At 73.7% G+C, this 26,347-nt stretch carries 22 protein-coding genes; 13 read left to right on the plus strand and 9 right to left on the minus strand.

Annotation, left to right across the window (positions count from 1 at the left end; translation table 11 throughout):
- Nucleotides 1-21: 21 nt before the first annotated feature.
- The 6 genes from Aiant_RS08690 to Aiant_RS08715 all read left to right on the plus strand — a co-directional run bounded on the left by Aiant_RS08690 (nucleotide 22) and on the right by Aiant_RS08715 (nucleotide 9,329).
- Nucleotides 22-720 (plus strand): Crp/Fnr family transcriptional regulator, encoded by a 699-nt coding sequence (locus tag Aiant_RS08690; RefSeq protein ID WP_189332522.1) that lies wholly within the window; start codon nucleotides 22-24, stop codon nucleotides 718-720.
- A 282-nt stretch (nucleotides 721-1,002) separates the two neighbouring features.
- A complete protein-coding gene (locus Aiant_RS08695; protein WP_189332521.1) occupies nucleotides 1,003-3,801 on the plus strand; it encodes a helix-turn-helix transcriptional regulator in 2,799 nt (932 codons plus the stop codon).
- 92 nt (nucleotides 3,802-3,893) lie between these two features.
- Nucleotides 3,894-5,312: an FAD-dependent monooxygenase gene (locus tag Aiant_RS08700; protein WP_189332520.1), complete on the plus strand. Its 1,419-nt coding sequence runs from the start codon at nucleotides 3,894-3,896 to the stop codon at nucleotides 5,310-5,312.
- A gap of 75 nt (nucleotides 5,313-5,387) precedes the next feature.
- Nucleotides 5,388-5,996, plus strand: a complete 609-nt coding sequence (locus Aiant_RS08705) for a hypothetical protein (protein ID WP_189332519.1) — start codon at nucleotides 5,388-5,390, stop codon at nucleotides 5,994-5,996.
- A 1-nt stretch (nucleotide 5,997) separates the two neighbouring features.
- Nucleotides 5,998-8,568, plus strand: a complete 2,571-nt coding sequence (locus tag Aiant_RS08710) for a CHAT domain-containing tetratricopeptide repeat protein (RefSeq protein WP_189332518.1) — start codon at nucleotides 5,998-6,000, stop codon at nucleotides 8,566-8,568.
- Nucleotides 8,565-9,329, plus strand: a complete 765-nt coding sequence (locus Aiant_RS08715) for a hypothetical protein (protein WP_189332517.1) — start codon at nucleotides 8,565-8,567, stop codon at nucleotides 9,327-9,329. The genes Aiant_RS08710 and Aiant_RS08715 overlap by 4 nt, the downstream gene beginning before the upstream one ends.
- 36 nt (nucleotides 9,330-9,365) lie before the next feature.
- Here Aiant_RS08715 and Aiant_RS08720 read toward each other — a convergent pair whose 3' ends face one another.
- Together Aiant_RS08720 and Aiant_RS08725 are read right to left on the minus strand one after the other, a co-directional pair.
- Nucleotides 9,366-11,519 (minus strand): CATRA conflict system CASPASE/TPR repeat-associated protein, encoded by a 2,154-nt coding sequence (locus Aiant_RS08720; RefSeq protein ID WP_189332516.1) that lies wholly within the window; start codon nucleotides 11,517-11,519, stop codon nucleotides 9,366-9,368.
- On the minus strand, nucleotides 11,497-11,850 hold the full coding sequence (locus tag Aiant_RS08725; protein WP_189332515.1) for a CATRA system-associated protein: 354 nt from the start codon (nucleotides 11,848-11,850) through the stop codon (nucleotides 11,497-11,499). The genes Aiant_RS08720 and Aiant_RS08725 overlap by 23 nt, the downstream gene beginning before the upstream one ends.
- Nucleotides 11,851-11,937: 87 nt before the next feature.
- On the opposite strand from Aiant_RS08725, the gene Aiant_RS08730 reads away from it, so the two are divergent.
- Nucleotides 11,938-12,495, plus strand: coding sequence for a TIR domain-containing protein (locus Aiant_RS08730; protein ID WP_189332514.1), 558 nt, complete (start codon nucleotides 11,938-11,940; stop codon nucleotides 12,493-12,495).
- Here the strand turns inward: Aiant_RS08730 and Aiant_RS08735 are convergent.
- The gene (locus Aiant_RS08735) at nucleotides 12,476-14,935 is read right to left on the minus strand and encodes a CHAT domain-containing protein (protein ID WP_189332513.1); all 2,460 of its coding nucleotides are present in this window, start codon (nucleotides 14,933-14,935) and stop codon (nucleotides 12,476-12,478) included. The genes Aiant_RS08730 and Aiant_RS08735 overlap by 20 nt on opposite strands.
- Before the next feature lie 2 nt (nucleotides 14,936-14,937).
- Complete coding sequence (locus Aiant_RS08740; RefSeq protein WP_212847009.1) at nucleotides 14,938-15,366, minus strand: hypothetical protein; 429 nt, start codon at nucleotides 15,364-15,366, stop codon at nucleotides 14,938-14,940.
- 84 nt (nucleotides 15,367-15,450) lie between these two features.
- Here Aiant_RS08740 and Aiant_RS08745 point away from each other — a divergent pair, with 84 nt between their 5' ends.
- Complete coding sequence (locus tag Aiant_RS08745; RefSeq protein ID WP_212847010.1) at nucleotides 15,451-15,747, plus strand: hypothetical protein; 297 nt, start codon at nucleotides 15,451-15,453, stop codon at nucleotides 15,745-15,747.
- Here the strand turns inward: Aiant_RS08745 and Aiant_RS08750 are convergent.
- The 4 genes from Aiant_RS08750 to Aiant_RS08765 are packed head-to-tail and all read right to left on the minus strand — an operon-like array spanning nucleotide 15,725 to nucleotide 19,226.
- Entirely contained in the window at nucleotides 15,725-16,381 is a 657-nt protein-coding gene (locus Aiant_RS08750; protein WP_189332511.1) for a hypothetical protein, read from the minus strand. The two genes, Aiant_RS08745 and Aiant_RS08750, sit on opposite strands and share 23 nt — an antisense overlap.
- A 16-nt stretch (nucleotides 16,382-16,397) precedes the next feature.
- Nucleotides 16,398-17,090: a vWA domain-containing protein gene (locus tag Aiant_RS08755; RefSeq protein WP_189332510.1), complete on the minus strand. Its 693-nt coding sequence runs from the start codon at nucleotides 17,088-17,090 to the stop codon at nucleotides 16,398-16,400.
- A gap of 16 nt (nucleotides 17,091-17,106) precedes the next feature.
- Complete coding sequence (locus tag Aiant_RS08760; RefSeq protein ID WP_189332509.1) at nucleotides 17,107-18,180, minus strand: protein kinase domain-containing protein; 1,074 nt, start codon at nucleotides 18,178-18,180, stop codon at nucleotides 17,107-17,109.
- The gene (locus Aiant_RS08765; protein WP_189332508.1) at nucleotides 18,177-19,226 is read right to left on the minus strand and encodes a PP2C family protein-serine/threonine phosphatase; all 1,050 of its coding nucleotides are present in this window, start codon (nucleotides 19,224-19,226) and stop codon (nucleotides 18,177-18,179) included. Before Aiant_RS08765 ends, Aiant_RS08760 begins: the two co-directional genes overlap by 4 nt.
- Nucleotides 19,227-19,673: 447 nt before the next feature.
- Here Aiant_RS08765 and Aiant_RS08770 point away from each other — a divergent pair, with 447 nt between their 5' ends.
- The 3 genes from Aiant_RS08770 (at nucleotide 19,674) to Aiant_RS08780 (ending at nucleotide 23,287) form a co-directional block, all read left to right on the plus strand.
- The gene (locus Aiant_RS08770; RefSeq protein WP_189332507.1) at nucleotides 19,674-20,252 is read left to right on the plus strand and encodes a hypothetical protein; all 579 of its coding nucleotides are present in this window, start codon (nucleotides 19,674-19,676) and stop codon (nucleotides 20,250-20,252) included.
- 121 nt (nucleotides 20,253-20,373) lie between these two features.
- Nucleotides 20,374-22,302 (plus strand): discoidin domain-containing protein, encoded by a 1,929-nt coding sequence (locus Aiant_RS08775; protein WP_189332506.1) that lies wholly within the window; start codon nucleotides 20,374-20,376, stop codon nucleotides 22,300-22,302.
- Nucleotides 22,295-23,287 carry a LacI family DNA-binding transcriptional regulator gene (locus tag Aiant_RS08780; protein ID WP_189332505.1) on the plus strand — a complete coding sequence of 331 codons (993 nt, stop codon included), beginning with the start codon at nucleotides 22,295-22,297 and terminating at the stop codon, nucleotides 23,285-23,287. Before Aiant_RS08775 ends, Aiant_RS08780 begins: the two co-directional genes overlap by 8 nt.
- Here Aiant_RS08780 and Aiant_RS08785 read toward each other — a convergent pair.
- Complete coding sequence (locus Aiant_RS08785; RefSeq protein WP_189332504.1) at nucleotides 23,277-23,951, minus strand: GAP family protein; 675 nt, start codon at nucleotides 23,949-23,951, stop codon at nucleotides 23,277-23,279. The genes Aiant_RS08780 and Aiant_RS08785 overlap by 11 nt on opposite strands.
- Before the next feature lie 108 nt (nucleotides 23,952-24,059).
- Here Aiant_RS08785 and Aiant_RS08790 point away from each other — a divergent pair, with 108 nt between their 5' ends.
- Together Aiant_RS08790 and Aiant_RS08795 are read left to right on the plus strand one after the other, a co-directional pair.
- Nucleotides 24,060-25,241 carry a sensor histidine kinase gene (locus Aiant_RS08790; protein WP_189332503.1) on the plus strand — a complete coding sequence of 394 codons (1,182 nt, stop codon included), beginning with the start codon at nucleotides 24,060-24,062 and terminating at the stop codon, nucleotides 25,239-25,241.
- Between the two features lie 44 nt (nucleotides 25,242-25,285).
- Nucleotides 25,286-25,885: a response regulator gene (locus Aiant_RS08795; RefSeq protein ID WP_229830546.1), complete on the plus strand. Its 600-nt coding sequence runs from the start codon at nucleotides 25,286-25,288 to the stop codon at nucleotides 25,883-25,885.
- The last annotated feature ends 462 nt before the right edge of the window (nucleotides 25,886-26,347 follow it).

Here is a 26,347-nt window from a genome sequence, read left to right on the forward strand (position 1 = left end):
ACGACATCCTTGGGGGTTCTCGTGACCGCGACCGCACCGCGCCGGCCGAACCCCTGGGCGGCCGGCACGTTCCTCGGCAGCCTCCCCGCCGACGTCGCGCTGGCGCTGGTCGCCGGCAGTGTGAAACGCCCGTTCGCCGCCGGGCGGCCGCTGCTCCGTGAGGGCACCCGCGACACCCACGTCTTCCTGCTGGTCCGCGGGTTCGTCAAGGCGACCACCGCGGTCGACGGGGTGGAGACGCTGCTCGGCATCCGGATCCCCGGCGAGGTGGTCGGCGAGATCGGCGCGCTGACCGGTGAGCCGCGCACCGCGACGGTGACGGCCTGCGGGCCGGTCACCGCGGGGCAGGTCAGCCGGGCCGACTTCGAGGCGTTCCTGCGGCAGCGGCAGGACGCGTCCGCGCTGATCGCCGCGGCGATGGCCCGGCAACTGCGGTGGGCCAACCGGCGGCGGGTGGACTTCGCGGCGTTCCCCGCGCACATCCGGCTGGCGCGGCTGCTCGCCGAGATCGCCGACGTGTGCGGGCGGCCCCGGCCGGACGGCGGCGTGGAGATCGCCGTGCCGCTGAGCCAGCCGGACCTGGCCTCGATGATCGCCATCGCCCAGGCCACCGTGCAGAAGGCCCTGCACGAGCTGCGTGACCGGGGGCTGATCGCGACCGGATACCGCCGGCTGGTCATCACCGACCTGGAGAAGCTGCGGCTCGCCGCCGAACTGTGACGTCGAATTCCTCCGGATCCCCTATTAGTAGGAGATCCGGCCGCCCGGGTGGCTCCACTATCGAGCGATGAGGGTCGCGGCGCCGGTTTGCAGAACCGGACAACCGGCCGATAACCGATGTCATCCCGGCAAGAGTGATGCGCCGGACGACGAGTGGGTAAACCCCTTGAGGCAATTACCGTGATCACTCCAGCGGACCACAATCGGCAGTCCACCCTCGGAACACGGCGAGCACGCGAGGGAGCACACACTGGACACCCACGTACGCGGCGGGGGGCCGTCGTGAGCGGCCGGATCGTCGGCCGGGCCCGCGAGCTGGCGGTGCTGCACCAGGCGCTCGACGACACCAAGGACGGCCGGGGCGGCTGCCACGTGATCTTCGGGCCGCCCGGGATCGGCAAGTCCCGGCTGCTGCTGGCGGCCGGTGACCACGCCGACGAGCGGGACATCGCGGTCGCCGCCCGGGAGGCGTTCCGGCACGATCTGGCCGCGCCGCTGGTCACCCTGGCCGGTGCGCTGCGCGCGTGCAGCCCGCCGACCGGCGACTTCGCCTGGCTGGCCGGGGCGGACGACCACCCGACCGGGAACTACGCCAAGATCCACCGGCTGCGTGACTCGCTGGAGCGGTTCGCCGCCGCGCAGCCGCTGCTCATCGTGATCGACGACGCGCACTGGATGGACGAGCTGAGCGCGCTCGCGGTCCGCGAGCTGGTCCCGGCCCTCGCCTCGTTCCCGGTCCGCTGGCTGCTGGCCAGCCGCACCCAGCCGGCCGACACCCCGGGCGGGCAGACGCTGAGCTGGCTGTCGCAGCGCGGCACCCCGATCCACCTGGACGTGCTCGACGAGCAGGCGACCGAGCAGCTGTGCACCGAGCGGATCGGCGCCCGGGTGGACAACACCGTGCTGGCCCTGGTGGCCGGGTGCGGCGGATACCCGCTGCGGATCGAGCAGCTGCTGGACGCGCTGGTCGCCACCAAGCAGATCATGATCGCCGACGGGATCGCCACGGTGGTCGGCGAGGACCTGCCGTCCAGCTTCGTCGCCACGGTCCGGGAGATCGTCGGCAGCCTGTCCGCGGACGCCCAGCGGCTGCTGCGCTCGGTCTCGGTCCTGGACCGGCCGTTCGACATCGAGAGCGGGGCGCGGCTGATGGGCAGCCAGGACCCGGCCGAGCTGTTCGGGCTGATCGACGAGGTGACCACGTCCGGGCTGCTGGTCGAGGACCAGGACGGGCTGACCTTCCGGCACGCGCTGGTGCACCAGGCCGTGCAGAACAGCCTCGGCAACTCGCAGGCGCAGCTGCTGCACGGCAAGGCGGCCGTGCTGGCCCGGGAGCACGGCCGGCCGACCGCCGAGATCGCGGGACATCTGTTGCGCAGCGGGCGGGTCGGCGCCGGGGCGGCCGTCGACATGCTGCGCGGCACGGCCGCCGGGGTCGCGGCAACGGCCCCGGCGACCGCCGCCGACCTGATGCTGCAGGCGCTGCAGGCGATCGGTGAACACGACCCGGCCCGGCCGGGGATCATCGCGGACACGGTCGGGCTGCTCGCCTCGGCCGGCCGGGTGACCAAGGCCCACGAGCTGGGCATCGAAGCGCTTCGTGCCGAACTGGACCCGGCCACCCGGGCGACCGTCCAGCTCGGCCTGGCCGAGGCGTTCAAGCACGCCGGGCAGAACGCCAAGGCCGCGGCCTACGCCGAGGACGGCCTGAACCAGCCGAAGATCGCCGAGGACGTGCGGGCCTGGCTGCACGCGATCCGCGCGCACGCCGCGTTCTATCTGGACGATCTCACCGTCGCGGACGCGGCCGGCGCCGAGGCCGGCCGGATCGGGCGCGAGCACGAGCCGGGCGCGGCGGTGTTCGGCCTGACCGCGCGCAGCCTGGTGGCCGGCGCCGAGGGCCGGCTGGAGGACGCGCTCACCCACGCGACCGAGGCCACCGAGCTGGCCGACACGGTGCGCGGCCCGGCCCTGCACCGGCACCCGCGGATCTGGCTGGCGAACGCGCTGACCGCGCTGGACCGGTTCGAGGAGGCGGAGCAGGCGCTGCGGCACGGCCGGCAGGAGTCGGACGCGCTGGGCACCGCGTGGGCGCAGCCGCTCTGGCACTACTACTGGGCGGCGCTGCTCACCGCGCGCGGGCGACTCGACGACGCGGTCGCCGAGGCCGATGCCGGGGTGACCACGGCGGAGCAGCTGACCGCGTACCAGCTGGCGGTGCCGCTGCTCGGCACGCTGATCAAGCTGGCGGTGCTACGCGGTGACCTGGACCAGGGCCGGGCGCTGCTGGACCGGATGCGGGAGCTGCTCGGCACCGGGATCACCGCGGCGCCGGAGGACGTGCTCTGGCCCGAGGCGGCCCTGCTGCTCGGCGAGGGCGCCACCCGGGAGGCGTTCGCCCTGCTGCCCGGTCTCTATGACACGGCGGTCGACCGGCCCACCCTGATCGTGCAGCACCCCGGCATCGCGGCCACCCTGGTCCGGCTGGCGGTGGCGTCCGGGGACCCGGGGCGGGCCGAGGCCATCGCCGCGAGCGCGGCCGGGCTGGCCCGGCGCAACCCGCAGTCGCACGCCGCGGCCGGGGCGGCCGAGCACACCATGGGGGTGCTCGGCCACGACCCGCGGCGCCTGCAAGCCGCCGTGGCGCGGTTCCGGCTCAGCCGGCGGCCGCTGGCGCTGGCCGCGGCGCTGGCCGACGCGGCCGAGTTGGCCCGCGCCACCGGCGCGGCCGAGGACCGGGCCGCCGCCCGGGGCTGGTACGACGAGGCGCTCGGCCGGTGCGCCTCGGCCGGCGCGCACGGGCTGCGCCGGCAGCTCGAGGCCGGGCTCGGCGCCTCGCTGGGCGCGGTCCGGCCGGAGAGACCGCCGGACCCCCACGAGGCCTGCCTGCCCGGGCTGTCCCCGGCGGAGCGGCCGGTGGCGCTGCTGGTCGCCCAGGGCATGACCAACATCGTGGTGGCCCGGCAGCTGAACCTGTCCCCGCACACCGTGGACAGCCACCTCCGCAAGATCTTCATGAAGCTGGACATCCGCAGCCGCGTCGAGCTGGCCGCCCTGGTGGCCCGCGAGTGCCGCTGCTGATCCCGTACATGCGTGATGTGCCCGGCGTCCGCCGCGGCTCACGATGACGGTAGGTGTCGCCGATTGTCCGGGAAGGACCGCAATTGTTGACAATGCCGACTCCCCGTACGCCGGTGCTCGTGGTCGGCGCCGGACCGACCGGCGCCGTGCTCGCCCTCGAACTCGCCCGGCACGGCGTCCCGAGCCTGGTCGTCGAACGGGCCTCCCGGCCACCCCGGCATCCCGAGCTCAACCTGGTCGGCGGGCACACCCTGGACCTGCTGCGCCGGCTCGGCGTGGCCGAGGCCCTCCTCGCCGCCGGCCTCGACCCGGACGGTCACGACACCACCGTCTGGAGCCGGTCGATCGGCCGGCGCCCGGTGGCGACCGCCCCGGACCGGCCCCGGCCGGACGATCCGCGGGTCCTGGTCACCGGCACCGACCTGGCCGTCCGGCTGCGCGACGCGGCCCGCGCCCACCCGCTGATCGACCTGCGCGAGGGCTGGATCTTCACCGACCTGCGGCTGGAGGGCGGCGGTGCGGTGGCCACGCTGCTCGACGGGCACACCGGGACCCGGCACAGCGTCCCGGCCGACCACCTGGCCGGCTGCGACGGCGCGCAGAGCACGGTCCGCCGGTGCCTGGGCGTGCCGATGGACGAGACGCTGACCACCGCGCACTACTACACCATCCAGTTCCGCAGCGACCACCTGGCGCGCCGGTTCCCGCAGCCGGCCACGCTGGTCGCCGACGGGATCTCGCTGACCCGCTGCTCCGGACCCGGGATGTGGCTCGGCCACCTGCCGCTGGACCGGGGCGACGCGGAGACCGCCGACCCGATCGCGCTGCTGCACAGCAAGCTCCCGGCCGCGCTGGCCGCCTCGCAGATCCTCGAGGTGTCGCAGTGGCCCGACCCGCTCGGGGTGGCCCGCACCTACCGGCAGGGCGCCGCGTACCTGGCCGGGCAGGCCGCGCACACCCTGCACCCGCCGAGCGTCGCCGCGGACACCTGCCTCGGCGACGCCGTCGACCTGGGCTGGAAGCTCGCCGCCACCCTCGGCCGGTGGGCCGGACCGGCCCTGCTCGACAGCTACGAGCAGGACCGCCGCCCGCACGCGGTCCGGGATCGCCGGCTGCTCTCCCGGGAGCTGGCGACCCGGCGGCGGTTCGGCCGGCTGGCGGCGGCCGGCGCGTCCCGGGAACGCCTCGCCGGGGTGCTGCTGCGCGACCAGCTCCGGAACGCCGGCTCCGGGGCGCCGCCCCGGCTGCCGACCGACCGGCTCGGCCCGCAGTTCACCCTTGTGGACGTGACCGGCTCCGGACGCGGGCGATCACTTGTGGACACCGCGCGGGCCCGCGGCATCCCGATGACTTATCTCGCGGCGGACGACGCGCCGCTGCGGGACCGCGTCCCGGGCCGGCTTCTACTGGTCCGGCCGGATCAACTCGTGGCGTGGCAGTCGGCCGGCGACGCGTCCGATTGGGACAGCGTGCTCGATCGGGTGACCGGCTGTCCGCCCAGGATCACGTGAACACGTGATGTGTGCCCGGGGCCGTTCCGGACACGCTCATCTGGCGACTACGCCGACCGGAAAAGGACTGGGACGATGACGACGGCAATCGCGGATCTGAACAACACCGTCGTGGGCGGATGGGTACGGCGGCTCGCCGGCAACGCGTCGCCGCGCCGGAACCACTGGAACACCCGGACCACGTATTACCGGGCCGCCGTGACGGTCCTCAACACCGCTCCGCGGACCGCGGTGACCTGGAAGTCGGTCGTCGCCGCGGCCCAGCCGCACGGCTGCCGCAGCACGTTCTACGAGGTGGCCGGCGCGCACGCGCGGCACCGGATGATCGACGACCTGATCGGCGACGGTGGCGCCGACTCGCTGCAGATCGCGCTGCGCTACCTGCGGGCGGACGCGGTGGAGCAGCTGATCGACGAGGCGAAGGTGTGGTCGTTCTGGCTGCACCGGCAGCAGCTGACCCGGCGGCTGACCGCCCGGATGACCACCGATCAGCTGGAGAACGAGCTGATCGCCGAGGTGACCGCCTGGGCCCGGCGCCGGCCGGCGCTGGCGCACGCCAACGACGACACCCCGCCCGCGTGCGCCGTGGAGGACCTCACCGTGCTGCACGGGCGCCGGCTGTCCGGCACCCAGGCGGCCAACCAGCTGACCGAGGTGGTCCGGAACGCGACGGCCGGGCACTGAAGTGGCGCGGCTGCTCGGCCGCCAGGTCGAGGCGGCCGAGCGGGATCGCGCGGCGGGTGACTACGCGACGGCCCGGGACGGGTACGCCCGGATCGTCGCCCGGCTCCGGCGCGGGCCGTCCTGGTGGCACTCGCCGCTGACCAAGCTGTTCTGGGCGCAGGCGCTGGCCGACGCGCTGTCCGTGCTCGGTGAGATCGACATGACGCGCGGGCGGCCCGACCTGGCCCGCGTTTCCTTCGAGGAGGCCCGGCTGCGCTATCAGGACCTGGTCCACGAGGCGTCCGAGGACTTCGCGATCGTGCTCAACAACCTCGGGGTGGTCTACGAGCGGCTGGGCCTGCTGCCGGAGTCCGCGGAGGCGCTGCGGCGGGCGGTGGAGATCAGCCCGGACCCGCGGGCGTCGCTCACCAACCTGGCGCTCACGTTGCAGGCGGCCGGCTATCCGGACGCGGCGATGGACGCGCTCGATCGGGCGGCGGCGTTCCCCGGGCCGGCCGACGAGGTCAGCCGGGTGCTCGACGGCGAACGGGTCTTCCACCTGATGCATCGGGGGGACTACGCGACGGCGCTGGTGCGGCTGACCGAGCGTTTCGAGCGGGCCGGGGATCCGATCGACGCCGCCTACGCCGCGGGGAACCTCGCTCAGGCGTACGCCGAACTGCAGGAGCTGCCGGAAGCGCTGCGCTGGCAGGAGCGCGCCGTCCAGCTGCGCCGGCGGTGGCAGCCGGGCTCGCTGCCGCTGGCCATCGCCCTGCACAACCTGGCCGACACGCTCGCCTCGCACGGACGGGCCGCCGAGGCGGACGGACTGCTCGCCGAGGCCGCCGGCCTGGCCGCCGCGATCGCCCCGCACGGCCCGGAGCTGGCCGCGATGCGTGCCACCCGTGTCTGGCAGCTGCACGCCGAGGGCGATCCGGCGGCCGCCGTCGCCGTCGGCGAACAGGCGCTCGCCGCGCTCCCGGCGCTCACCCGCAAGACCATCGGCCTGCTGCTCGCGCTCGGCTTCGCCGAGACCGGCCTCGGCCGGCGCGACCGCGCCCGCGCCCACTTCGACAGAGCCAGAGACCTCGGTACGAAGATCTCCCCACTCCTGCCCGAGCTGCGCTGGGTGGAGACCGCGCTGGGCCGGCACCTGCTCGACGACGGCGCGACAGCCGAGGCGGCGGGCTGCTTCGACCGGGCGATCGCGGTGGCCGAGAGCCTGCGGCCGGGGTCCGCCGCCGAGCCCGGCCTGGAACGTCTCTTCGGCACCGCCCGCTCGGCGTACCACGGGCGGATCCAGGCGGCCTGGCGGGAGCGCACCCCGGCCGGGGACGCGATCGCCTTCCACGCGGCGGAGAGCTTCCGCGCCCGCACCCTCGCCGAGTTGCTCACCGGTCCGCTGCCGGCGCCACCGCCGGAGGCCGCGCAGCTGGTCCGCGAGCTGGACGAGACGCGGTGGGCGCTCGGCACGATCCATCGGACCGGGACCGGGGATCCGGCGCCGCTGGAGGAGCGCGCCGAGTGGCTGCGGCTGCGCCTGCGGGCCCTCGACCCGCGGACCGCCGACCGCGAGGCGCCCCGGGCCGGCACGCTCACCGAGGTGCAGCGCGAGCTGGCCGAGGGCGTGACCGTGGCGGTCTACGAGGTGACCGACGACGGCGTCTTCCTGTTCGCGGTGCGCCGGGACAGCTTCACCTTCCACCGGCTCGATCCGAGCACCGAACGGGTCGTCGCGGCGGTCGAGGCGGTCGCCGCGGCCTGCGCCGACCCGGAGAGTGCCGCTCCGGTGGACGAGCTGCGGCAGCTGGGCGAGTGGTTGCTGCGCCCGCTCGCGGATCGGCTCGGCACCCTCGCGATCTGTGCGAGCGGGGTGCTGGCGCTGCTGCCGTTCGAGGCGCTGGAACTGGACGGGGCGACGCTGCTGGAGCACTCGGTGGTGTGGTCGATACCGTCGGCGACCGTGCTGACCCGGTTCGGGGAGGTGCGACGGCGGGTTTCGGGGCGGCCGTTCGCGGGCTTCGCGATGGCGGCGACGCCCGGGCTGGGCGCGCTGCCGGGAGCGGAACGGGAGGTGCGCGCCGCCGCCGAGATCATGGGCGATCCGGACGCGATCGACCTGACGCCCACCCCGGAATCGGTCGAGGCCGAGGCGGGCGACGCCCGGTACGTGCACTTCGCCATGCACGGGCAGATCAGCGACAGCCAGCCGCTGTACTCCGGCTTTCCGCTGGCCGGCGGGACGTTTCTGGACGCGTACCGCATAGCCGGTTTTGATCTTGTCGCGGATCTGGTGGTCTGCTCCGCGTGCGAGACCGCGCAGGGTGAGTCGCGGGCCGGCGAGGGCGTGGTCGGGCTGGCCTATGCGCTGTTCGCGGCGGGTGCGCGGGGTGTGCTGGTGAGCCGCTGGAACGTCCTCGACACGGTGGCGGTCCGGCAGATGCGGGCGTTCTATGGCGGCCTGGCCGGCGGGAAGCCGCCGGCGGTGGCGGCTCGGGAGGCGGCCCTGCAGATCCGGCGCCGCCAGCCGCATCCGCGGGAGTGGGCGGCGTTCAACCTGATCGACCTCAGCGCCGGAAGGACCCTTCGATGATCACTGTGGACGGCCCGACGGAGCGGCGCACGGCCCGGATCCAGTACGTCCTGGTGGCGCTCGCCGCCGCCGGGCTGCTCTGGTTCACGGTCGAGGACAAGCGGCTGTACCTGATGCTGGTCCCGGCAACGCTGCTGATCGTCGGGTACCGCTCGTGGAACGTGGAGCGCCTCTCCCCCACGCTCGCCCAGTATTACGGGCACGCCGTGGTGGCCGGGGCCGCCGACCGGATCGTCCGGCAGTTCGCCGTCAACGACCACCTGTGCGAGCACTGGACCAGCGCCGGGGCGCCCACCTCGCGGCTGCTGGCCGCACACCCCGGACAGCTGGCCGCCGGGATGGCGGCGCTGCGCGCGGCCGGACCGCCGCCGCGCCCGATGAAGCCGGCCGTCCGCGCCACCAACCGGACGGTGGCGGCGGCGCTGGGGGTCACCCTCGGCCTGCTGATCGGGTCCGCGCCGGGCTGGACGCCGGTGCTGCTGATCGCGCTGGTCGTGCTGGTGGTCTTCCGAGTGGTGGTGGCGGGCTACAACCGGTCGCGGCTGGCGGTGATCACCGGAGCCATGCGTACCAACACGAAGGCTGAGCTGACCGCGTTGCTCGACCCGCCGTGGACCGATCGCCGGATTGCGGTGGTGCAGGAGCTGCGCCGCATGTTCGACCCGCTTCCGCAGGGCCGGCGCCTGCCCGAGCTGCGGATGATCGAGCTGCTGCTGGGCGGGGGCGCGCTGGCCGGCGCCCTGGCCGGCTCCGCGTTCTAGCGTGGGGCGGCTCGGGTCGTACCGAAAGAATGGGGTTCACATGAGGCCGGTGAAGCGGGCGGGATCGAGCCAGTCGGCGCCGGAGGTGTCGATCGGGAAACCGGCGATCCGCAACCGCTGAGCGACCTGTTGCACGAACAGCTCGCGGTCCGCCGGCGAGGCGCCGGTCAGCTGCACGGTCTCGCGGCCGTCCAGCTCGGCGATCCGGCCGGCCTCGCCGATCTGCACCACGATCGTCTGGTCCGGGTGCAGCGCGAGGGCCCGCCCCGCCCGGATCAGCGTGTCCGGGTAACTGCCGTCGACGTCGTCCGGGGTGAGCAGCACCAGCGACGCCGGCCCGAGGGCGAAGCCGGCCCGCAGCACCTCCTCCCGGTACGGCATCGGTTTGCCGGTGCGGGCCACCACCTCCTCCCAGTCCAGCGGGTGCAGGTCGAGCGAGCGCAGCAGGCCGAACACGGCGGCGCGGGCCGGCCGGTTCCGCCCGTGGATCACGAAGATCTCCCGGGTGACCGGCTCCGGCCGGACCGGGTCCGCCGGACGCGCCGGGGCGCCACCGCCGGTCCACAGCCAGGCGGTCCGGTGGAACTTCTTGACCTGCACGTCGACGCTCTGGAACTCGTCCGCGGCCAGTCCCTCGTGGCCCTCACCCACCACGTCCTCGTGGGTCCGGTCGCTGACCAGCGCGACCAGGTCGGCGTCCGGCCGCTCGGCGATCGCCCGGCGCAGTTGTTTGCTGTCCAGCAGCCGGCCGATGCCGATGATGGTGCTGTCGCTGAAGCCGATCGCCGCGACCGCGAACGGGCCGGAGCCGACCGCGAGGCGCAGCCGGATCCGGTCAGCCGGGTAGGCGGCGTTGTCCGCGGCCAGCTCGGCCCGCCAGCCGTGCAGCAGTTTCGGCAACGCGAGGTGGGCCGGCACGCCGGCCGGCAGCACCACCATCATGCCGTCGCCGGCATCCTGCCGGTCGGTCTCGTGCAGCCGCAGGCCGAGGCCGGCGATCACCCGCTCGACCAGGCCCGCGACGCGCTGCTGCACCTCGCGGCGTTGCGGCCCGGTCCGGGAGCTGTAGTCGACGACGTCGATGCCGAAGCCGACGCGATATTCGATGTCGGACTTCGCGGCCGGGGCCGCCGCCGCGGCGCGCTGCACGGGCACCAGCTTCTCCACCCGCTCGGCCTCCTCGCGGGTGGCGTCCAGGTAGACCACGTCGTCGTCGATCCGGGCGGCCAGCCACTCGGCGACCTCGGCGTCCGCGGGCAGCGGCACGGGCAGCGCCTTGCCCATGTTGGCGCGGGCGATCTCCACGCTCTGCCGCATCCGGCGCAGGCCGCTCAGCGCGGCGGCCAGATCGGCCTCGTCGGCGGCGAACGCGGTGAGGTCGATCGGGCCGGCCGGGTCCGCGGCCCGCAGCCGGCTGCCGACCTGGTCGATCCGGGCGCTCACCCGGGCGCGCAGCTCCCGCAGCCCGCCGGCTTCGAGGACCCGGGCCTGGTAACGCAACTTGGTGGCGTGCAGCAGGTAGCGGCCCAGCGGCGGCAGCGCGGTGCCACCGTCGCTCCAGGCGAACGTGCCCAGGGCGAGATCCTGGTCCAGGTCACCCAGCAGCACCAGCCGCCGGTCGGCGTGGATGCCGACCGGCGTGACCTCCCAGGCGGCGAACTCGTCCAGCGTGCCCGGCCGCGCCCACCAGCGGGCGCCGTCGCCGTCCCGGCCCGGCACCGCGTCCCGCAGCTCGGCGGCGGCCGGATCGCCGGTCTTGGCCAGGTAGACGACCGTGCTGCCGAGCAACCCGCCCGGCTCGGATCCGCAGAGCTTGTCCCACCAGCGGGTGTACTCGTGCCAGCCGGGCGGGGCCGCGGCGCCGAGGCGGGGGCGGGCACCCTGCATCGCCTCCGGCGACGCGATCGCGAAGGAGAGGTTGAGGACGTCGTGCTCGCGGCGGACGATCGCCTGGAACCGCACGGTGGGGTCCTGCAGTCCGGCCAGCGCGCCCTCCGGCCCGGCGGCCGGATCGGCGGGCAGTCCGGCGCCCAGGTCCGCGTCCAGGATCGGGTCCGTCATACCCAGTTGGGTACGGCATCGCTCCCAGAACCGCCCGATCCAGGCCAGCGCCGCGGCGGCGTCCGGCCCGTCCAGCGGCGCGTAAAGGTGGGCGACGAACTCCTGCTCAAGAAGCTCGCTGGTCGTCATCGTCCCGGGCCTCCTCCGGCTTGCCGTGCTTGGGGTCACCGGTGAGCCGGTGCACCAGCTCGTTGCGCCGCTCCAGCACCTGCGGCGGGATCCCGGCCGCACCGGCGCTGCCGATCCGGGGGATCTTCCGATACGGCCCGTACAGCTCCAGTGCGGACGTCGCGTCGCGCAGGTCGTCCAGGTCGTGCGTGTCGAGCGCGGTCTCGATCTGGTGGAGCACCTCCGCCACCTGCTCCCAGCGCTGCGGGGTGAGCTCCCACAGAACCAGGTCGCTCAGCGCGTCGAGGGCTTGGGTCACGGACTCGGTGTCCCAGTGCTTCGGGAGGTCCATGGTGGGCACTGTATCCAGCAGGGGGACGTTCCGCCCTCCACCGACCAAACGACCCGTTCCGAGACTGTCCTGATTAGCATCGGTCACATGCCGGACCCCCGCGAAGTCTTCGTCATCCACGGCCGCGACGAGCAGGCCCGCCTCGCGCTGTGGCGCTTCCTGCAGGCGATCGACCTGCACCCGCTGGACTGGGAGGAGGTCGTCGAGCGCACCGGCCGCGGCATCCCGCACATGACCCAGGTGCTGACCAAGGCGTTCGAGGAGAACCAGGCCGCGATCGTGCTGTGCACTCCGGACGACGGCGCGATCCTGCACGAGGAGCTGCGCGGGCGGCGGGAGCAGGCGTACGAGACCGAGCTGACCGGCCAGGTCCGGCCGAACGTGCTGCTCGAGATGGGCATGGCGCTGGCCCTGCAGCCGGAACGGACGATCATCGTGGAGATCGGCGACCTGCGACCGGTTTCGGACATCGCCGGGATCAACGTGATCCGCTTCAACGGCACCGCGGAGAGCCTCAACAAGATCGCCGGGCGGCTGGAGCTGGTCGGCTGCGCGGTCAACCGGAAGGGCACCGACTGGCTGGACACCCGGCCGTTCCAGAGCCTGAAGGCGTACCGGCGCACGTTCAAGCCCCGGTCAGCGTGAACGCTCCCCAGTAGTACGGATTGCCGAACCGGGGCAGCCGGCCGCCCGCCAGCTCCGGGTACGCCACCCGCAGCTGTTCCCGGTCCGTCTCGCGCAGCCAGCGCTGCGCCTCGCTGAGCGCCCGGGCCGGGCTCGCCGCATCGGCCGCGAGCAGGTCGTGGAACCGGGCCATCAACAGCGCCACGGCCCGGTCGTCGACCTCCCAGTGCGCGGCCACCACGCCGGCCAGGCCGAGCTGCAGCATGCCGCCGGGCAGCCCGATCACCTCGTCCGGCAGGTCGTGTCCGATCCGGTGGCTCTCGCACGACGACAGCACCGCGAGCCGCCGCGGACCGGGCGGCAGGCGCAGCAGGTCGTGCAGCGTCACCGGGCCGTCGGCCAGGAGCAGCCGGCTCTGAAGGATCCGGTCCGGCGCCGCCTGCCCGTGACAGGCCAGATGCCAGACCGCGTGCCGGGGCAGCTGCTCCAGCACCGCGTCGCGGCTGGCCCGGGGCAGCGTCGTCACCGCGGCGGCGCGCTCCTGCCAGAGCCGGGTCACCACGGCCACCTCCGGACCGACGTTGAGCAGGTCGCTCGCCGGGGCGGCGACCGCGAGCACGGCGGGCCGCGCCGAGGCGAACTCGGCGGCCCGCGCCAGGGAGATCCGCAGGACACGGCCGCTGGGCGCGTAACGGAAGTCGTTGCGATCGGCGAGACCCTTCCATCCGTACGCCGAAAGCGGGTCCTTGATCGCGGCGGCGTGCACCGGCAGCAGGCCGAGCAGCCCGACCGCCACGATCGTCACCAGCTCACCGTCGCCCAGGCGTCCGTCGAGGTCGCGCATCCCGTGCCGCCACAGCCACTCGGCGAGCCGTTCCACCCGCCGGGGGTCGTCGTCGTTCTCCAGGGTGTGCGCCTCGCGGCGGACCGCGTCCCGGGTCAGGTCCGGCAGGTCCAGTGCCTGCGGGTCGCCGTCGGCGCGGACGATCAGGGCGTAGCCGCCGGCCTCGGCGGCGGCCAGATAGACCAGCGGGCCGTCGGCGGCGGCCAGGCGGATCTCGTCCAGGCTGTTGTCCAGGCTCTTGTCCAGCCCCAGCGTGCTGATCTCCCGGCGCACCTCCGCCAGGGTCGTGGCGGCGCGGTGCAGGCCCGTGGTGAACGCGTCGCTGTGCGCCCAGCCGCGCTCGGCCCGGGCCAGGGCCTGCGCCGCGTCCCGGTGCCGGTCGGCCAGATCGGCGCGCCCGGCCGCGCGCAACGCGCTCTGGACAGCCGGATCGTCGCGGCCCGTGGTCTCCCGGATCGCGACGGCCCGGCCGAGCTCGAGGGCGACCACCGCGCCGGCCGGGTCACCGGCCCGCAGCAGCCACCAGCCGGCCTCGGCGGCGCGATGCCGCACCCGGGCCAGCAGCCGGTCCCGCACCTTGCTCTCGTACTGCGGGCCGGTGGCGAGCGGGACGGCGGCCATCATCGCCCGGTAGGCCGGTGCGCAGAGCGCGGCGTCGCCGGTCGACTCGGCCCAGGTCACCCACTCGTCGCTGACCTGCAACAGGCTGTCCGAGGTGCCGCCCAGGTTCGCCTGCCAGGCACGGTCCCAGGCGGCGGCGATCCGCGGCGCGGGCCGGGGCCGGGCGCCGGACAGGTCGGCGGCGGTGACCGCACGGGCCAGGCCGGTGAGCGCGTCGAGCCGGGTCTTCGGCTCGCCGTGGCGGGCCGCCTTGCGGAACAGCTTGACCGCCCAGCGCACCTCGAACTGCCGGGTCGCGGACGCCAGCAGCACCGACGCCTGGGACGCCAGCGCGGGTGCCCGGCGGGCCGGACGCCAGCCGGCCGCGCGCCGCCCGGCACGGCACAGGAAAACCGCCTCCGGCGCGGTCATCTGCCCGGCGTGAAAGGCCAGCTCGGCCCGGGTCCCATGGATGTTGCCCAGGTGGCGCAGCAGGGCCGGGCTCGCCAGGTGGAGCACGTGGTCCAGCTGCCAGAGCGCATCCCGGATCAGGATCTCCTCGGCCTGCTCGTCCGCCGTCGAGATCTGGGCCAGCAGGTAATCGGCGCAGGCGGCGGCCACCATGGCGTGCGCGTCGCGGTCGCCGGGCAGCCGCGTGACGGCCATCTGCAACGTGTGCAGCGCCTGGGTGTAACCGGCCAGGTCGTCGCTGCGGTTGTACTTGGCCTGCATCACGGCGACCAGGTCGTAGGCCACGCCGAACAGGCGGACCAGGTCGTCCTCGGGCAGCTCGGCGGAGGCCGCCCGGAGCAGGTCGGTGGCCTCGACCAGGTCGTCCGGCCGGTCCAGGAAGGTGGAGCGGCGGATCAGGATCCGGGCCAGGGTGAGCTTGTTGCCCTGCCGGCGGGCTTCGGCGACCGCCTCGTCGAGGTCGGCGCCGGCGGCGGGCTGCAGCGACTCGCGGAGCCGCCGGTGGGCGGCCAGGCTCGACGGCCGGTACTGCTGCGGCATCGGCATCCTCAGCAAGCCTGGTGGGTGGCGTCGACGTCGCGGATCCGCAGGCCGCCGGCGCTGTCGGCGAGCGTGTAGACCATCGTCCACCGGGTGCAGGTCTGGTCCGGATCGTCGGCCGGGCCGTAACCCGCGTCCTGCCGGCTGCGGAAACTCAGCTCGGCGGTGACCGTGGTGCCGTTGTCGGTGACCGTGCCGAGCTGGACGTCGTCGTCCTGGGTGGTGGCGATGGCCTTGCCGAACGCGGCGATGTCGGCCGGGTCGGTGGGGTCCATCCGGTCGGTGGGCTCGACGACGGTCAGGGCCTGTTCCGGGTCGTTGGCGTTGATGCCGGAGAAGTAGGTCTCGAACATGGCGGCGACTCGGGCGGCCAGGTCGCCGGGCTGATCGATGGCGACCAGGCCGGCTGGGCCGGCGGTGGCAGCGGTGGTGGTCACTGTGGTGGTCGTGGTCTCCGTCGTCGTGGTGGTGGCCGGGGTCGTGGGTGTGCTCCCCCGGCGTCGCCGCCTCGGGTGGTCGCGATGACGGTGCCGGTCCCGGCGGCCAGCAGGAATGCGAGCAGGGCGATCGCCGGGCCTCGGGTGCCGCGGCGCCTCGGGACGGCCGGAGGGCGGGCGGCCGGGGGTGTGGTGGGGCGGTACGGCGGCGCGGTGGGTGGGGGCATCGGTGGGATCGGGGTGAAGCGGGTGGTCGGAGCGTCCGGTGACCCGGCCCGCCTGGCCTCGCCGCACACGAAGCAGGTCCGGCCGGCCGGGTCGTTGTGCGTGGCGCAGGCGACGCAGGTCCAGGCGGACATCAGCGACTGTCCGGGGGTCTGAGCAGCTCTCCCCTCGACAGCGCCAAGGTGTCGGGCAGGGGGCAGAGGATGAGCCAGTCCCCGCTGTCCAGCGCGTCCGGGGAGAGCTCAGGTCCCCGGATCGGCGGCGGAGGTGGTGCCTCTTCAGCAGGCTCCGGGCCGAAGACCTTCACCCGGCTCGCGGCGGGCGTCTCCGGCTCGGACGGCATCGTCATCGTCAGCGGTGGCGGCTCGGTGTGGACTTGACCTGCCGGGTCCGCCAACGGCTCGGCCGGAACCCAGCTCGTCCTCTCCGGTGGAGGCTCGGGGTGGATCCGGCTCACCGGCTCCGGCCGCGGCTCGGCCGGGACCCAGCTCGTCCGCTCCGGCGGAGGCGGCGTCGGCATGTCGCCGCGGGCCGGGCTCGCCGCGGCCTCGACTTGGCTGAGCAGGTCCTCCCAGGCGGCCCCGGAGAAGCGGATGCCGACCAGTTCGAGCCAGGCGCCGCCCGGCTCGGTCGCCGCGCGCAGTTTCGGCAGCAGGTCGCGGACCCGGTCCATCGACAGCTGCAGCACGAACTCGCCGGGGCCGACGATCCGGATCAGGCCGGCCTCCCTCGTGAGCGTGAACTCCGCCCACTCGGCCGCGTGCCTCGGCCCGGCACCGTCCCGGCTCACCACCACGGCCTCCCGCTCAGATGCTGTTGCCGATGGCGTCGATGATCTCGGTGAACTCGAACTCGTTGAGCCCCTCACCGGCCCGCGACGGCACGTAGATGGTGTTGTTCCAGTCCGCCGCGATCTCGTTCCACGGCGTGGTGTCCGGCGCGAACAGCAGCAGCCGCTTGGCCGCGTTCTCCATCACCGCCGACTGGCTGCCGCCGTAGCCCCAGACCTCCATCAGGTCGTCGATGCTGGCCGGCGCCACCTGCGGATAGGTCCCGGCCGCACTGCCCACGCCGAGCGGGTGCGCGGACGCGTCGGTGAACAGCGCGACGATGTGCCGGCGCCGGTCCTGCCCGCGCTCCCAGTCCGAGTTCAGCGCGACCGCGAGCGCCTCCAGGCCGGACTCCGGCTCGTCGCCGCCACCGCCGGCGCGTAGCCCGCGGACGAACGACTCGAACTCGCCGACCTGCTCCGGGATGCTGAAGAAGGGCGACTGCTCCAGCGCGTCGGAGGCGTTGTCCCGGAAGTCGCGATAGGCCACCACCCGCAGGCGCAGCTTGCTGATCGCCTTGTCCTTGTGGGACATCGACTCCTCGAGGCGTTTGTGGAAGGTGAGCGCGCCCTCCTTCACCTGGTCCAGGACCGGGTACATGCTGCCGGTGACGTCGATGCAGAACACGATGTCCACCGCGTACTTGAGACTTGTGCTGTTCGCGTCCATCACGATCCCCTCGGGTTCACTTGGTGTCGAAGTTGATGCGTACGCGGGACGGCGGCGCGTCCGCGGGACGGGCCGGCGACGGAACGGCGGGCCTCGGCGCACCGTCGAGGTTGATCTTCACGCGGCCGCCCGCCGGCGCCGTCGCGCCGGACGGCGACGGTCGCGATGGCGGTGGCGCGGCGGGGGTGTCGCCGCCGATCTGGACCACCTTCTCGTCCTGGAAGACGGTGATGACCTCCTCGATCGCCGGTCGGGCCGCGATGTCGGCGGACACCATGCGCGCGATCAGGTCCCGGGTCTTCGGGTGCAGCTGCCCGGAGAGCACCAGCGGCTCCCCCGCCCACACCGCCTGCGACGGCGCGCCGAACCGGCCGCGGTCGTACCCCGGCAGCTCGCCGACCAGGTAGACGTGGGTCATCAGGCCGAGCGCGAAGACGTCCGAGGCCAGGGTCAGGTGGTCGGCGGCGACCTCGGGGTCCTCCTTGACGTAGCGCAGCCACTCGGGCGCGCCGTACAGCTGGTCGCCGACGATCTGGTCGGGCGGCGGCGGCTCGCCGGTCAGGTACGAGTCGTCGAAGTCGATCATCTTGGCCGTGTACAGGTCCGCGGTGCTGGAGCGTTGCAGCAGCACGTTGGCCGGCTTCAGGTCGCCGTGCACGATCCCGGCCCGGTGCAGCAGCTTCATGCTCTGGAACAGGGTGCGCAGCACCACCAGCGTCTGCCGGTCGCTGAGCTCGGTGAGGTCCTTCGCCGCCTCGGCCGCGACCCGGTCGGTCACCTTGTAATACGTGGTGCCCTCGCGGAAGAACGCGGTCGCGGTGACCAGGTTGCCGCCGCCGGCCACCTTGCCGCTGATCCGGCGGTTGACCTCCTTGTGCCGTTTCTCGAACTCCAGGCAGACCGCGCGCCGGCGAGCCTTGCTGGCCGGGCTGCCCATCGACTCGTCGGTCGGCCACTTCGGGTCGAGGAACTGCTTGATGAAGTAGTCGCGGCCACCGCGCTCGGCGAACGACCACACGCAGCGGCCACCGCCGCTGTTGGTCGGCTCCGCCACGACGGTGTAACCGCCGATGTTCTCGCCCAGCTTCACGAGGCCCTCCCGGCCATCCGTGCCACATACATTCCGCTGTACTTCGTCCAGGACAGGTGCCGGTACTCCGCCAGCCGGTGCCGGCGTTCGGCGTCGTCCAGCTCGGCGTTCTCCAGATCGCGCAGCGGCTCCGCGTGCTCGTAATAGAGCTGGTCGAAGCGATGCTTGAAGGCCGACCGCAGCCCGCGGAAGCCGCCGAAGCCGATCGCGACGAGCGCGAGCGTGGCGTCGTCGCCGGCCGTCCGGCGTCGCCACGCGGCCAGCTTCCGGCCCCAGTCTCCGGCGTCGGCGGCCGGCCCGAGCGCCCGCAGCAGCTCGAACTCGAATATCGCCGGGCTGGGCACGTAGCCGAAGAAGCCGTCGGTGGCACAGAGCAGCACGCACGGCTCGGGCAGTGGACCCATCGGCTCCTCGCGGATCCGGAAGGGCAGACCGGCCGCCACCTGGTTGGTCAGCGGCTGGTCGGCCATCAGGGTCTCCAGCGGATCGTCCACGATCGAGTCGTCCCGGCTGATCTGCTGCAGGCCCCATTCCGGGGTGAGCAGGTAGCACCGCGAGTCGCCGGCCCACCGGGCGGCGGCGTACCGCGGCCCGGACTTGTGCGGACGTGAGTAGTCGATCACGGCGAGCGTGGTCGGCAGTTGCTTGGTGATGGTGCCGCGCAGTTTCAGCCCGCCGGGCGGGCGGGCCGCGTCGAAGACCTCGCGCAGCCGCGCCTCGAGCGACGGCTGCCTGTGGTAGCCACCGGTGAAGTGCTCCTGCACGGTGAGGTGAGCCAGCCGGGACGCGGCGAACGCGTGACTGACCGGCCGGCCGTCCGGGGTGTGCCCGAGCAGCCGGGCGCCGGCGCCGCCCATCCCGTCGTAGACGCCGAGCACGCCGGCGTTGCCGCTCTGCCGCAGCAGCAGCGTCGGCTCGGCGTCCTCGCCCAGGCCGGCGCGCTTCTCGGTCCAGACGCCGAGGCACTGCACGTCGGCCCGGCTGGTCTCGCCCGCCCACACCGCCTGCTGGCTGCCGCTCGGCTCCGCACCACGTTCGAGACGCAAGGTTCGGCTCCTTCCCGGGACCACCGTGCCCGGGAGAAACTGATTAGTACATTGCCCGTACGGACGACGCATTCCACGTTGATCCGAAGACGGAAGTCGCGGAATTCGGCGGAGCAGGTTCGATTCCTCCGAACGGGCTAATCGTTCCGGCTAGTTCCTCGCGCCCGCAGATTGTTGACATTGCCGATCCGGTATCCGCATGTGAATCTGCCGGGTGAAGAACGGGAGGGCCGAATGTGGCAGTGCGCCGATTGCGACACAGAGAACGTCGCCGAGTCGTCCGCCTGCATGGTCTGCACGGCCCCACGGCCGACCGTCCCGCGGCCCGCGCCACCGGCCGGCCTCGTCACCGCGGCCTGGCCCTCGGTGCCGACCGCACGCCGGCCGGCGCCTCCTCGCCACATCCCCGCGCCGCGCCCGGCGCCGCGGCCGCCCACCCGGGTGCGGGTGCCGCGCCGTGGCGGCCTGCGCATCGGCTGGTTGTTCATCGCGGTGCTGGTGGGGGTGCCGATGGTGGCCGCGTTCGTGGCCCGGATGGACCCCGGTGGCCCGGCCGGCTCGTCGGCCACCGCCGCCGCCCCACGCGACCAGGCCCGTGCGCTGGCCGCCCTGATCCAGGACTCCAGCCGCAGCCGGACCGCGGTGAAGGACGCGGTGATCGCCACCAAGGCCTGCCGCTCGCTGCGGGCCAACGCCGCGACCTTCACCGCCGCCGGTGACGCCCGCCGCGATCAGCGCGCCCGGGCCGCCGCCCTCGATGTCTCCGGCCTGCCGTCCGGCGCCGAGTTGACCGCCACCCTGCTGCGGGCGCTGGACCATTCCCAGCGCGCCGATCGCGCTTTCGCCAAATGGGCTTCCGCGTTGGCCGGCGGCACCTGCGAGAAGGGTGACACGGTCACCGGCGACTTCACCGCGGCCGACCGGGAATCCACCGCGGCCACCGCCGAGAAGAAGAAATTCGTCGCGCTCTGGAACCCGATCGCCACCACGTACGGCCTCTCCGCATTCGAGTATTCCGACGTCTGAGGGCCCCCTGTAACAAAATGTAACTTATTGACAGTCGTTGAATGGCGTGTTTCTCTGCGTTGACCACGGCGTTTCGGTCTGTTTCATTGTGTTACAACCCCTCGACCGGGTGGAGACGACGATGAAGAGAGTCAGCTACCGGCTCGGGACGGCGGTCCTGGCCACCGCCCTCGGCCTGACGACCGGCGCCGCGAGCGCCTCCGCCCACCGCCCCGGCGGCCCGCCTGCGGCACAGGTCTGGGTCACCACGGTGGACCGGTCGGAGCTGCTGCACCAGCGGGCGCCGGTCACCTTCGGACGGCAGGCCTCGCAGCAGCCGACCATCGTGGTCGACCCGACCCGCACCTACCAGCGGATGGACGGCTTCGGCGCGTCGATCACCGACTCGTCGGCCGCGGTGCTGTCCGGACTGGCTCCCGCGGTCCGCGAGCAGACCCTGCGCTCGCTGTTCGACCCGCGGCAGGGGATCGGCGTGAGCTTCCTGCGGCAACCGGTCGGCTCGTCGGACTTCACCGCGGCCGCCCAGCACTACACCTACGACGACGTGCCGGCCGGGCAGACCGACTACGCGCTGCGGCAGTTCAGCATCCGGCACGACCGGGAGCGGATCCTGCCGCTGCTGCGCGAGGCACGGCGGCTCAACCCGCGGCTGACCGTGATGGCCACCCCGTGGAGCCCGCCGGCCTGGATGAAGACCACCGGCTCGCTGGTCGGCGGTCGGCTCAAGGACGACCCGAAGATCTACGACGCGTACGCCCGCTACCTGGTCAGGTTCGTCACCGCGTACGCCGCCGCGGGCGTGCCGATCGACTACCTGTCGGTGCAGAACGAGCCGCAGAACCGCACGCCGTCCGGTTACCCCGGCACCGACCTGCCGGTACGCCAGGAGGCCGCGGTGATCGAGCGTCTCGGTCCCCTGCTGCGCGCCGCCGGCCAGCGCACCCGGATCCTCGCCTACGACCACAACTGGACCACCCACCCCGGTGACGTGGCCGGCACCCCGCCCGGCGAGAGCCCGGAGACCGACTACCCCTATCAGCTGCTGTCCGGACCGGCCGCCCGGTGGATCGCCGGCACCGCGTACCACTGCTACTCCGGTGACCCGAGCGCGCAGACGGCCCTGCACGACGCGTTCCCGGACAAGGGGATCTGGTTCACCGAGTGCTCCGGCTCGCACGGCGCGACCGACCCGCCGGCCAAGTTCTTCCGCGACACCCTGGTCTGGCACGCCCGGACCATCGCGATCGGCACCACGCGCCACTGGGCCAAGTCGGTGGTGAACTGGAACATCGCGCTGGACAGCACCGGCGGGCCACACCTGGGCGGCTGCGACACCTGCACCGGCCTGGTCACCGCCCAGCCGGACGGCGCGGTCACCACCAACGCGGAGTACTACACCGTCGGGCACCTGTCGAAGTTCGTCCGGCCCGGCGCGGTCCGGGTGGCCAGCACCTCGTTCGGCACCACCGGCTGGAACGGGCAGATCATGGACGTGGCGTTCCGCAACCCGGACGGGTCGACCGCGCTGGTGGTGCACAACGAGAACGACGAGCCGCGCACCTTCGCCGTCGCCGCCGGTGACCGGGCGTTCGAGTACACCCTGCCCGGCGGGGCGCTGGCCACCTTCACCTGGCCGTACGACCCGGCGCTGGAGCCGCGGCTGCGACAGGTGCCGCTGACCGGGGCGACCGTCACCGCCACCCCGGCCGGCGAGTCCCCGGCGGCCGCCGTCGACGACGACGCGTCCACCCGGTGGAGCAGCGGCCAGGCCCAGGAGCCGGGCCAGTACCTCCAGGTGGACCTGGCGCGCGCGGCGTCGTTCCGGCGGGTGGCCATCGACAGCGGCGGCAACCTGGGCGACTACGCCCGCGGCTGGCAGCTGACCGGCAGCCTGGACGGCGTGCACTGGCACACCCTGGCCACCGGGACCGGGACCGGCCAGCTCACCACCGTCGACCTCGGCCGGACCCGGGCACGCTACCTGCGGGTCACCACCACCGCCGCGGCCGGGAACTGGTGGAGCGTCGCCGACCTGCGTCTCTATGCCTGAGCTGCCGCGCCGGCGGGCCACGGTCCGCGACATCGCGGCGGCGACCGGCCTGTCGATCGCCACGGTGTCGCGGGCGCTCAACAACCACGCGCACGTCGCCCCGCACACGCGGGAGCTGGTCCGGCAGGCGATCGACCGGCACGGCACGAGCGGGTCGACGACCATCTATCTGCGGTGCCCGTACCAGCTCACGGATTACTTCGGGCTGATCGTGTCGGCGGTGGCCGAGACCGTGAAGCGGCACGGCCACCAGGTGCTCCTCGACGCCGGTGAGGCCGGTCAGGCGGAGCCGGTGCTGCCCCGGCTGCCCGGCCGTCCCGGCGTCGACGGCGCGATCCTGATCCTGCCGCCGGAGCAGGGCGAGGATCTGGAGGCGCTGCGCGACTCCGGATTCCCGTTCGTGGTGATCGACCCCCGGACGCCGATGCCGCGCGACATCCCGGCGGTCTCGGCCGCCCACTTCGCCGGCGCGCGCAGCGTCAGCGAGCACCTGGTCGGCCTCGGGCACCGGCGGATCGGCGTGCTGGCCGGCCCGCACAACTGGCTGGCCGGGCGGGCTCGCCTGGCCGGGCACACGTCGGCACTGGCCGACGTCGGCGTGCTGCCCGACCCCGCGCTGGTCCGCTCGGCCGAGCCGACCGTCGAATTCGGTCACCGGGCCGCCGCCGAGCTGCTCGGGCTGCCCGACCCGCCGACCGCGCTGGTCGGCTTCAACGACAAGGCCGCGGTCGGCGCGCTGGCCGCGGCCGCCGAGCGCGGGCTGCGGGTGCCGGCTGACCTGTCGGTGACCGGGTTCGACGACATCGACCTGGCCCAGGCCACCAGCCCCCGGCTGACCACGGTCCGGCAGCCGCTGCTGGAGATGGGCCGGATGGCGGTCGGCCTGCTGGTCCGGCTGTTGGAGAAGCACGAGCTCGACGCGCTGCACGTGGAACTGGCCACCGAGCTGGTGGTCCGCGACTCGACCGGCCCGGTCACGACGTGAGGCCCAACCGGGCGGCGGCGTCGTTGGCCAGCAGGAAGCCGACGATGCCGACGATCCAGGCGAGCGTGTTGCTCTTCGCCATCCGGTCGCTGAACCTGGTCAGCAGCCTGGTCACCCGGTCACCGGCAGCCAGCCGGGCGGCCAGCAGGACCAGGGCCGGGACGATCATCAGCACGCAATAGCCGGCCATCACCACGGCGACCTGGGCGGTCGGCAGGCCGGACGTGGTCAGCAGGCCGATCGCGGCCAGATAGGGCAGCATCGTGGTCAGCTCCGCGGCGGCCGCGGCCAGGGCCAGCACCGCCAGTCCCGTGGCGCCGCGGTCGTCGGCGAGGGCACGGTCCCGCCAGCGTGGCAGGCCTCCGCCGGGGGACATCCGGAAACTCCAGAAGAACAGCGCCACCCCGGCGACCAGCTGCGTCCACATCGCGGCCGGGGTGGCGAGCACCCGGCTGAGCTGCGGCAGGACCGCGTCGGCGCCGAGCGCCACGGCCACGCCGACCGCGTAGTAGAAGGCGGCGACCGTACCCAAAAAGACCAGGATGCGGCCCGCCCGCAGCGACCCGGGATGCAGCAGCAACCAGAGCGGGATCAGCAACGTGCCGAAGCTGGTGGAATCGATCAAGGCGAGCGCAGCGAGCGAGCCGAGAAGCGCGAGGTCCATGCCGCCACGATGCCGCCGCGCGGGTCGCGGCGCGTCCGCCGAAAGATGTCCGCTGCGCGGACCTCATACATCCTTTGGCGTACGCCAGGAGCCTCCGTCCATGATGGGATGAGTCCCGTGGAAATCCGGGATCGCTGGCGGCGCAACACCCGCCTTCAGGACGTCGGCACCGCCGTCGCGACGTTCGTGGCGGGACTGGCGTTCAACCTCATCGGCCTGACCGGGATCTGGACGAACGCGCCCCGCATCGGCGACGTCCCGTCGTGGTGGCACACCGTGCTGCTGGCGATCGGTTGTCTCGGCATGCTCGGCAAGCGCCGCCACCCGCTGGCCGCCCTCGGCGTCGGCACGGCCGCGACGGTCGCCGACGGCGTGATCGGCGGCAGCGTCGCCCTGGTCCTGGTGCTGTTCGACGTCCTTTTCGCGGTCGGGCAGCACGCCTCGGCCCGCGCCCGGACCGCCGTGACCACCGCCGTCTTCGTGATGATCGGCACCGCCGGGGTGGTCGGTGGTCTGGCCACCGGCGAGTTCCGGGTGGCTGTCTTCATCGGTCTCAACTTGACCACTTTGCTCTTCGTGCCGCTGTGGTGGTCGGCCAACGTGCGCCAGCAGCGGCAGCTCGGCTTGCTCGACGCGGAGCGCACCGCGCGCGAGGCGGTCGTCGCCGAGCGCGCCGCGATGGCCCGTGACCTGCACGACGTGATCGCCGCGCACCTGTCCACCACGGTGATCCACTCCGGTGCGGCGCTGGCCCGCCCACCCGACAGTGACCGGGATCGGGACACCCTGCGAGCGGTCCGGACCAGCAGCCTCGCCGCCCTGGAGGAGATGCGCTCGATGATCATGCTATTGCGGGCGGACGACCCGGCCGCCGCCGATCCGACCCTGCCGGGCGGCCTCGACCGGCTACCCGATCTGGTCGCCTCGGCGGAGGCCGGAGGCCTGCGGATCGACGCCGACCTGAGCGAGGTCCCCGGGCTGCCGGCGGTCGTGGGGCATGCCGTCTACGGGATCGCACGCGAGGCGCTGACCAATGCGGCCAAGCACGCTCCCGGTTCGGACGTGCGGCTCGATCTGCGCCCGGCCGGTGACCTGGTGATCATGACGGTGACCAACACCGTGCTCGGGCCGGGCGCGCTCGATCATCAGGCGCTCAGTGCGGGGACCGGGTTGACCTCCATCCGCGAGCGGGCCGCGCTGCTCGGCGGCGAGCTGACCGCGGGCCGGGAGGGGACGGATTTCACGGTGCGGGCGACACTCCCCCGCCATCCGGCCGGGGCCAGGTCGTGATCCGCGTGCTGCTCGCCGACGATCACGCGGCGATCCGGTCCGGGATGCGGCTCATGCTGGAGCAGGCCGACGACATCGTGGTGGTGGGTGAGGCCGCCGACGGGGTGATCGCGATCCGGCAGACGGCGGCGCTGCGTCCGGACGTCGTGCTGATGGACATCCGGATGCCGCACACCAACGGGATCACCGCGACGCGGGCGATCACCGAGGCCGGGACGGCCGAGGTGCTGATCCTGACCACGTTCGACCTCGACGACTACCTGTTCGGGGCGTTGCGTGCCGGGGCGGCCGGGTTCCTGCTGAAATCGGTCGAGCCGTCCGTGCTGATCGACGCGGTGCGACGGGTGGCGAGCGGCGACGGGTTCCTGGCGCCGGAGGTGACCCGGCGGCTCCTCACCGCCTTCGTCGCGGCCACGCCGGCGCCGCCGGTGGTGACGGCGGCTCCGGCCCTGGCCGAGCTGACCGAGCGGGAGCGGGACGTACTCGCCGCGCTCGGCCGAGGCCTGTCCAACGCCGACCTGGCCGCCGCGCTGGCGATCAGCGAGGCGACCGCGAAAACGCACGTCTCGCGGGTGCTGGGCAAACTCGGTTGCACGTCCCGGGTGCAGGCCGCGATCTTGGCGAAGGAGGCCGGGATGGCGTGAGGAGCGGGGCAGGGCGCACGGCTGCGGAGGGGTCGGCCGGGCAGTGCCGGGCAAGGTAGGGCGCGCGTCGGGGCAGGGACTGGCAGGGCACGCGTCGGGGCAGGGACTGGCAGGGCAGGGCGCGCGTCGGGGCAGGGCCTGGCACGGCAGGGCACGCGTCGGGGCAGGGCCTGGCACGGCAGGGCACGCGTCGGGGCAGGGCCTGGCACGGCAGGGCACGCTTCAGGACAGGGACTGGCAGGGCATGGCGCACGGCAGGGTCCAGCGGGGTAGAGCTGGACAAGAAAGGGCGGGCTTTTCAGAGCAGCGCGGGTGGGTAGACGCACGGTACGGCCTGGCGGAGCGAGGCGCACGGCAGGGCCCCGCGCACGACAGGGCCGCGCGCACGACCGGGGCGGCGGGCAAGAAAGGGCCGGCCCACGACAGGGCCGCGCGCACGACCGGGGCGGCGGGCAAGAAAGG

The sequence above is a fragment of the Actinoplanes ianthinogenes genome, assembly GCF_018324205.1.
Lineage (GTDB): Bacteria > Actinomycetota > Actinomycetes > Mycobacteriales > Micromonosporaceae > Actinoplanes > Actinoplanes ianthinogenes.

What these genes read in the sequence shown, in the direction of transcription:
- Aiant_RS08700 (WP_189332520.1), top strand. Translation starts at nt 3,894, where the DNA reads ATGCCGACTCCCCGTACGCCGGTGCTCGTGGTCGGCGCCGGACCGACC.
- Aiant_RS08705 (WP_189332519.1), top strand. Translation starts at nt 5,388, where the DNA reads ATGACGACGGCAATCGCGGATCTGAACAACACCGTCGTGGGCGGATGG.
- Aiant_RS08715 (WP_189332517.1), top strand. Translation starts at nt 8,565, where the DNA reads ATGATCACTGTGGACGGCCCGACGGAGCGGCGCACGGCCCGGATCCAG.
- Aiant_RS08720 (WP_189332516.1), bottom strand. Translation starts at nt 11,519, where the DNA reads ATGACGACCAGCGAGCTTCTTGAGCAGGAGTTCGTCGCCCACCTTTAC.
- Aiant_RS08725 (WP_189332515.1), bottom strand. Translation starts at nt 11,850, where the DNA reads ATGGACCTCCCGAAGCACTGGGACACCGAGTCCGTGACCCAAGCCCTC.
- Aiant_RS08730 (WP_189332514.1), top strand. Translation starts at nt 11,938, where the DNA reads ATGCCGGACCCCCGCGAAGTCTTCGTCATCCACGGCCGCGACGAGCAG.
- Aiant_RS08735 (WP_189332513.1), bottom strand. Translation starts at nt 14,935, where the DNA reads ATGCCGATGCCGCAGCAGTACCGGCCGTCGAGCCTGGCCGCCCACCGG.
- Aiant_RS08745 (WP_212847010.1), top strand. Translation starts at nt 15,451, where the DNA reads ATGACGGTGCCGGTCCCGGCGGCCAGCAGGAATGCGAGCAGGGCGATC.
- Aiant_RS08755 (WP_189332510.1), bottom strand. Translation starts at nt 17,090, where the DNA reads ATGGACGCGAACAGCACAAGTCTCAAGTACGCGGTGGACATCGTGTTC.
- Aiant_RS08775 (WP_189332506.1), top strand. Translation starts at nt 20,374, where the DNA reads ATGAAGAGAGTCAGCTACCGGCTCGGGACGGCGGTCCTGGCCACCGCC.
- Aiant_RS08780 (WP_189332505.1), top strand. Translation starts at nt 22,295, where the DNA reads ATGCCTGAGCTGCCGCGCCGGCGGGCCACGGTCCGCGACATCGCGGCG.
- Aiant_RS08785 (WP_189332504.1), bottom strand. Translation starts at nt 23,951, where the DNA reads ATGGACCTCGCGCTTCTCGGCTCGCTCGCTGCGCTCGCCTTGATCGAT.
- Aiant_RS08790 (WP_189332503.1), top strand. Translation starts at nt 24,060, where the DNA reads ATGAGTCCCGTGGAAATCCGGGATCGCTGGCGGCGCAACACCCGCCTT.
- Aiant_RS08795 (WP_229830546.1), top strand. Translation starts at nt 25,286, where the DNA reads ATGCGGCTCATGCTGGAGCAGGCCGACGACATCGTGGTGGTGGGTGAG.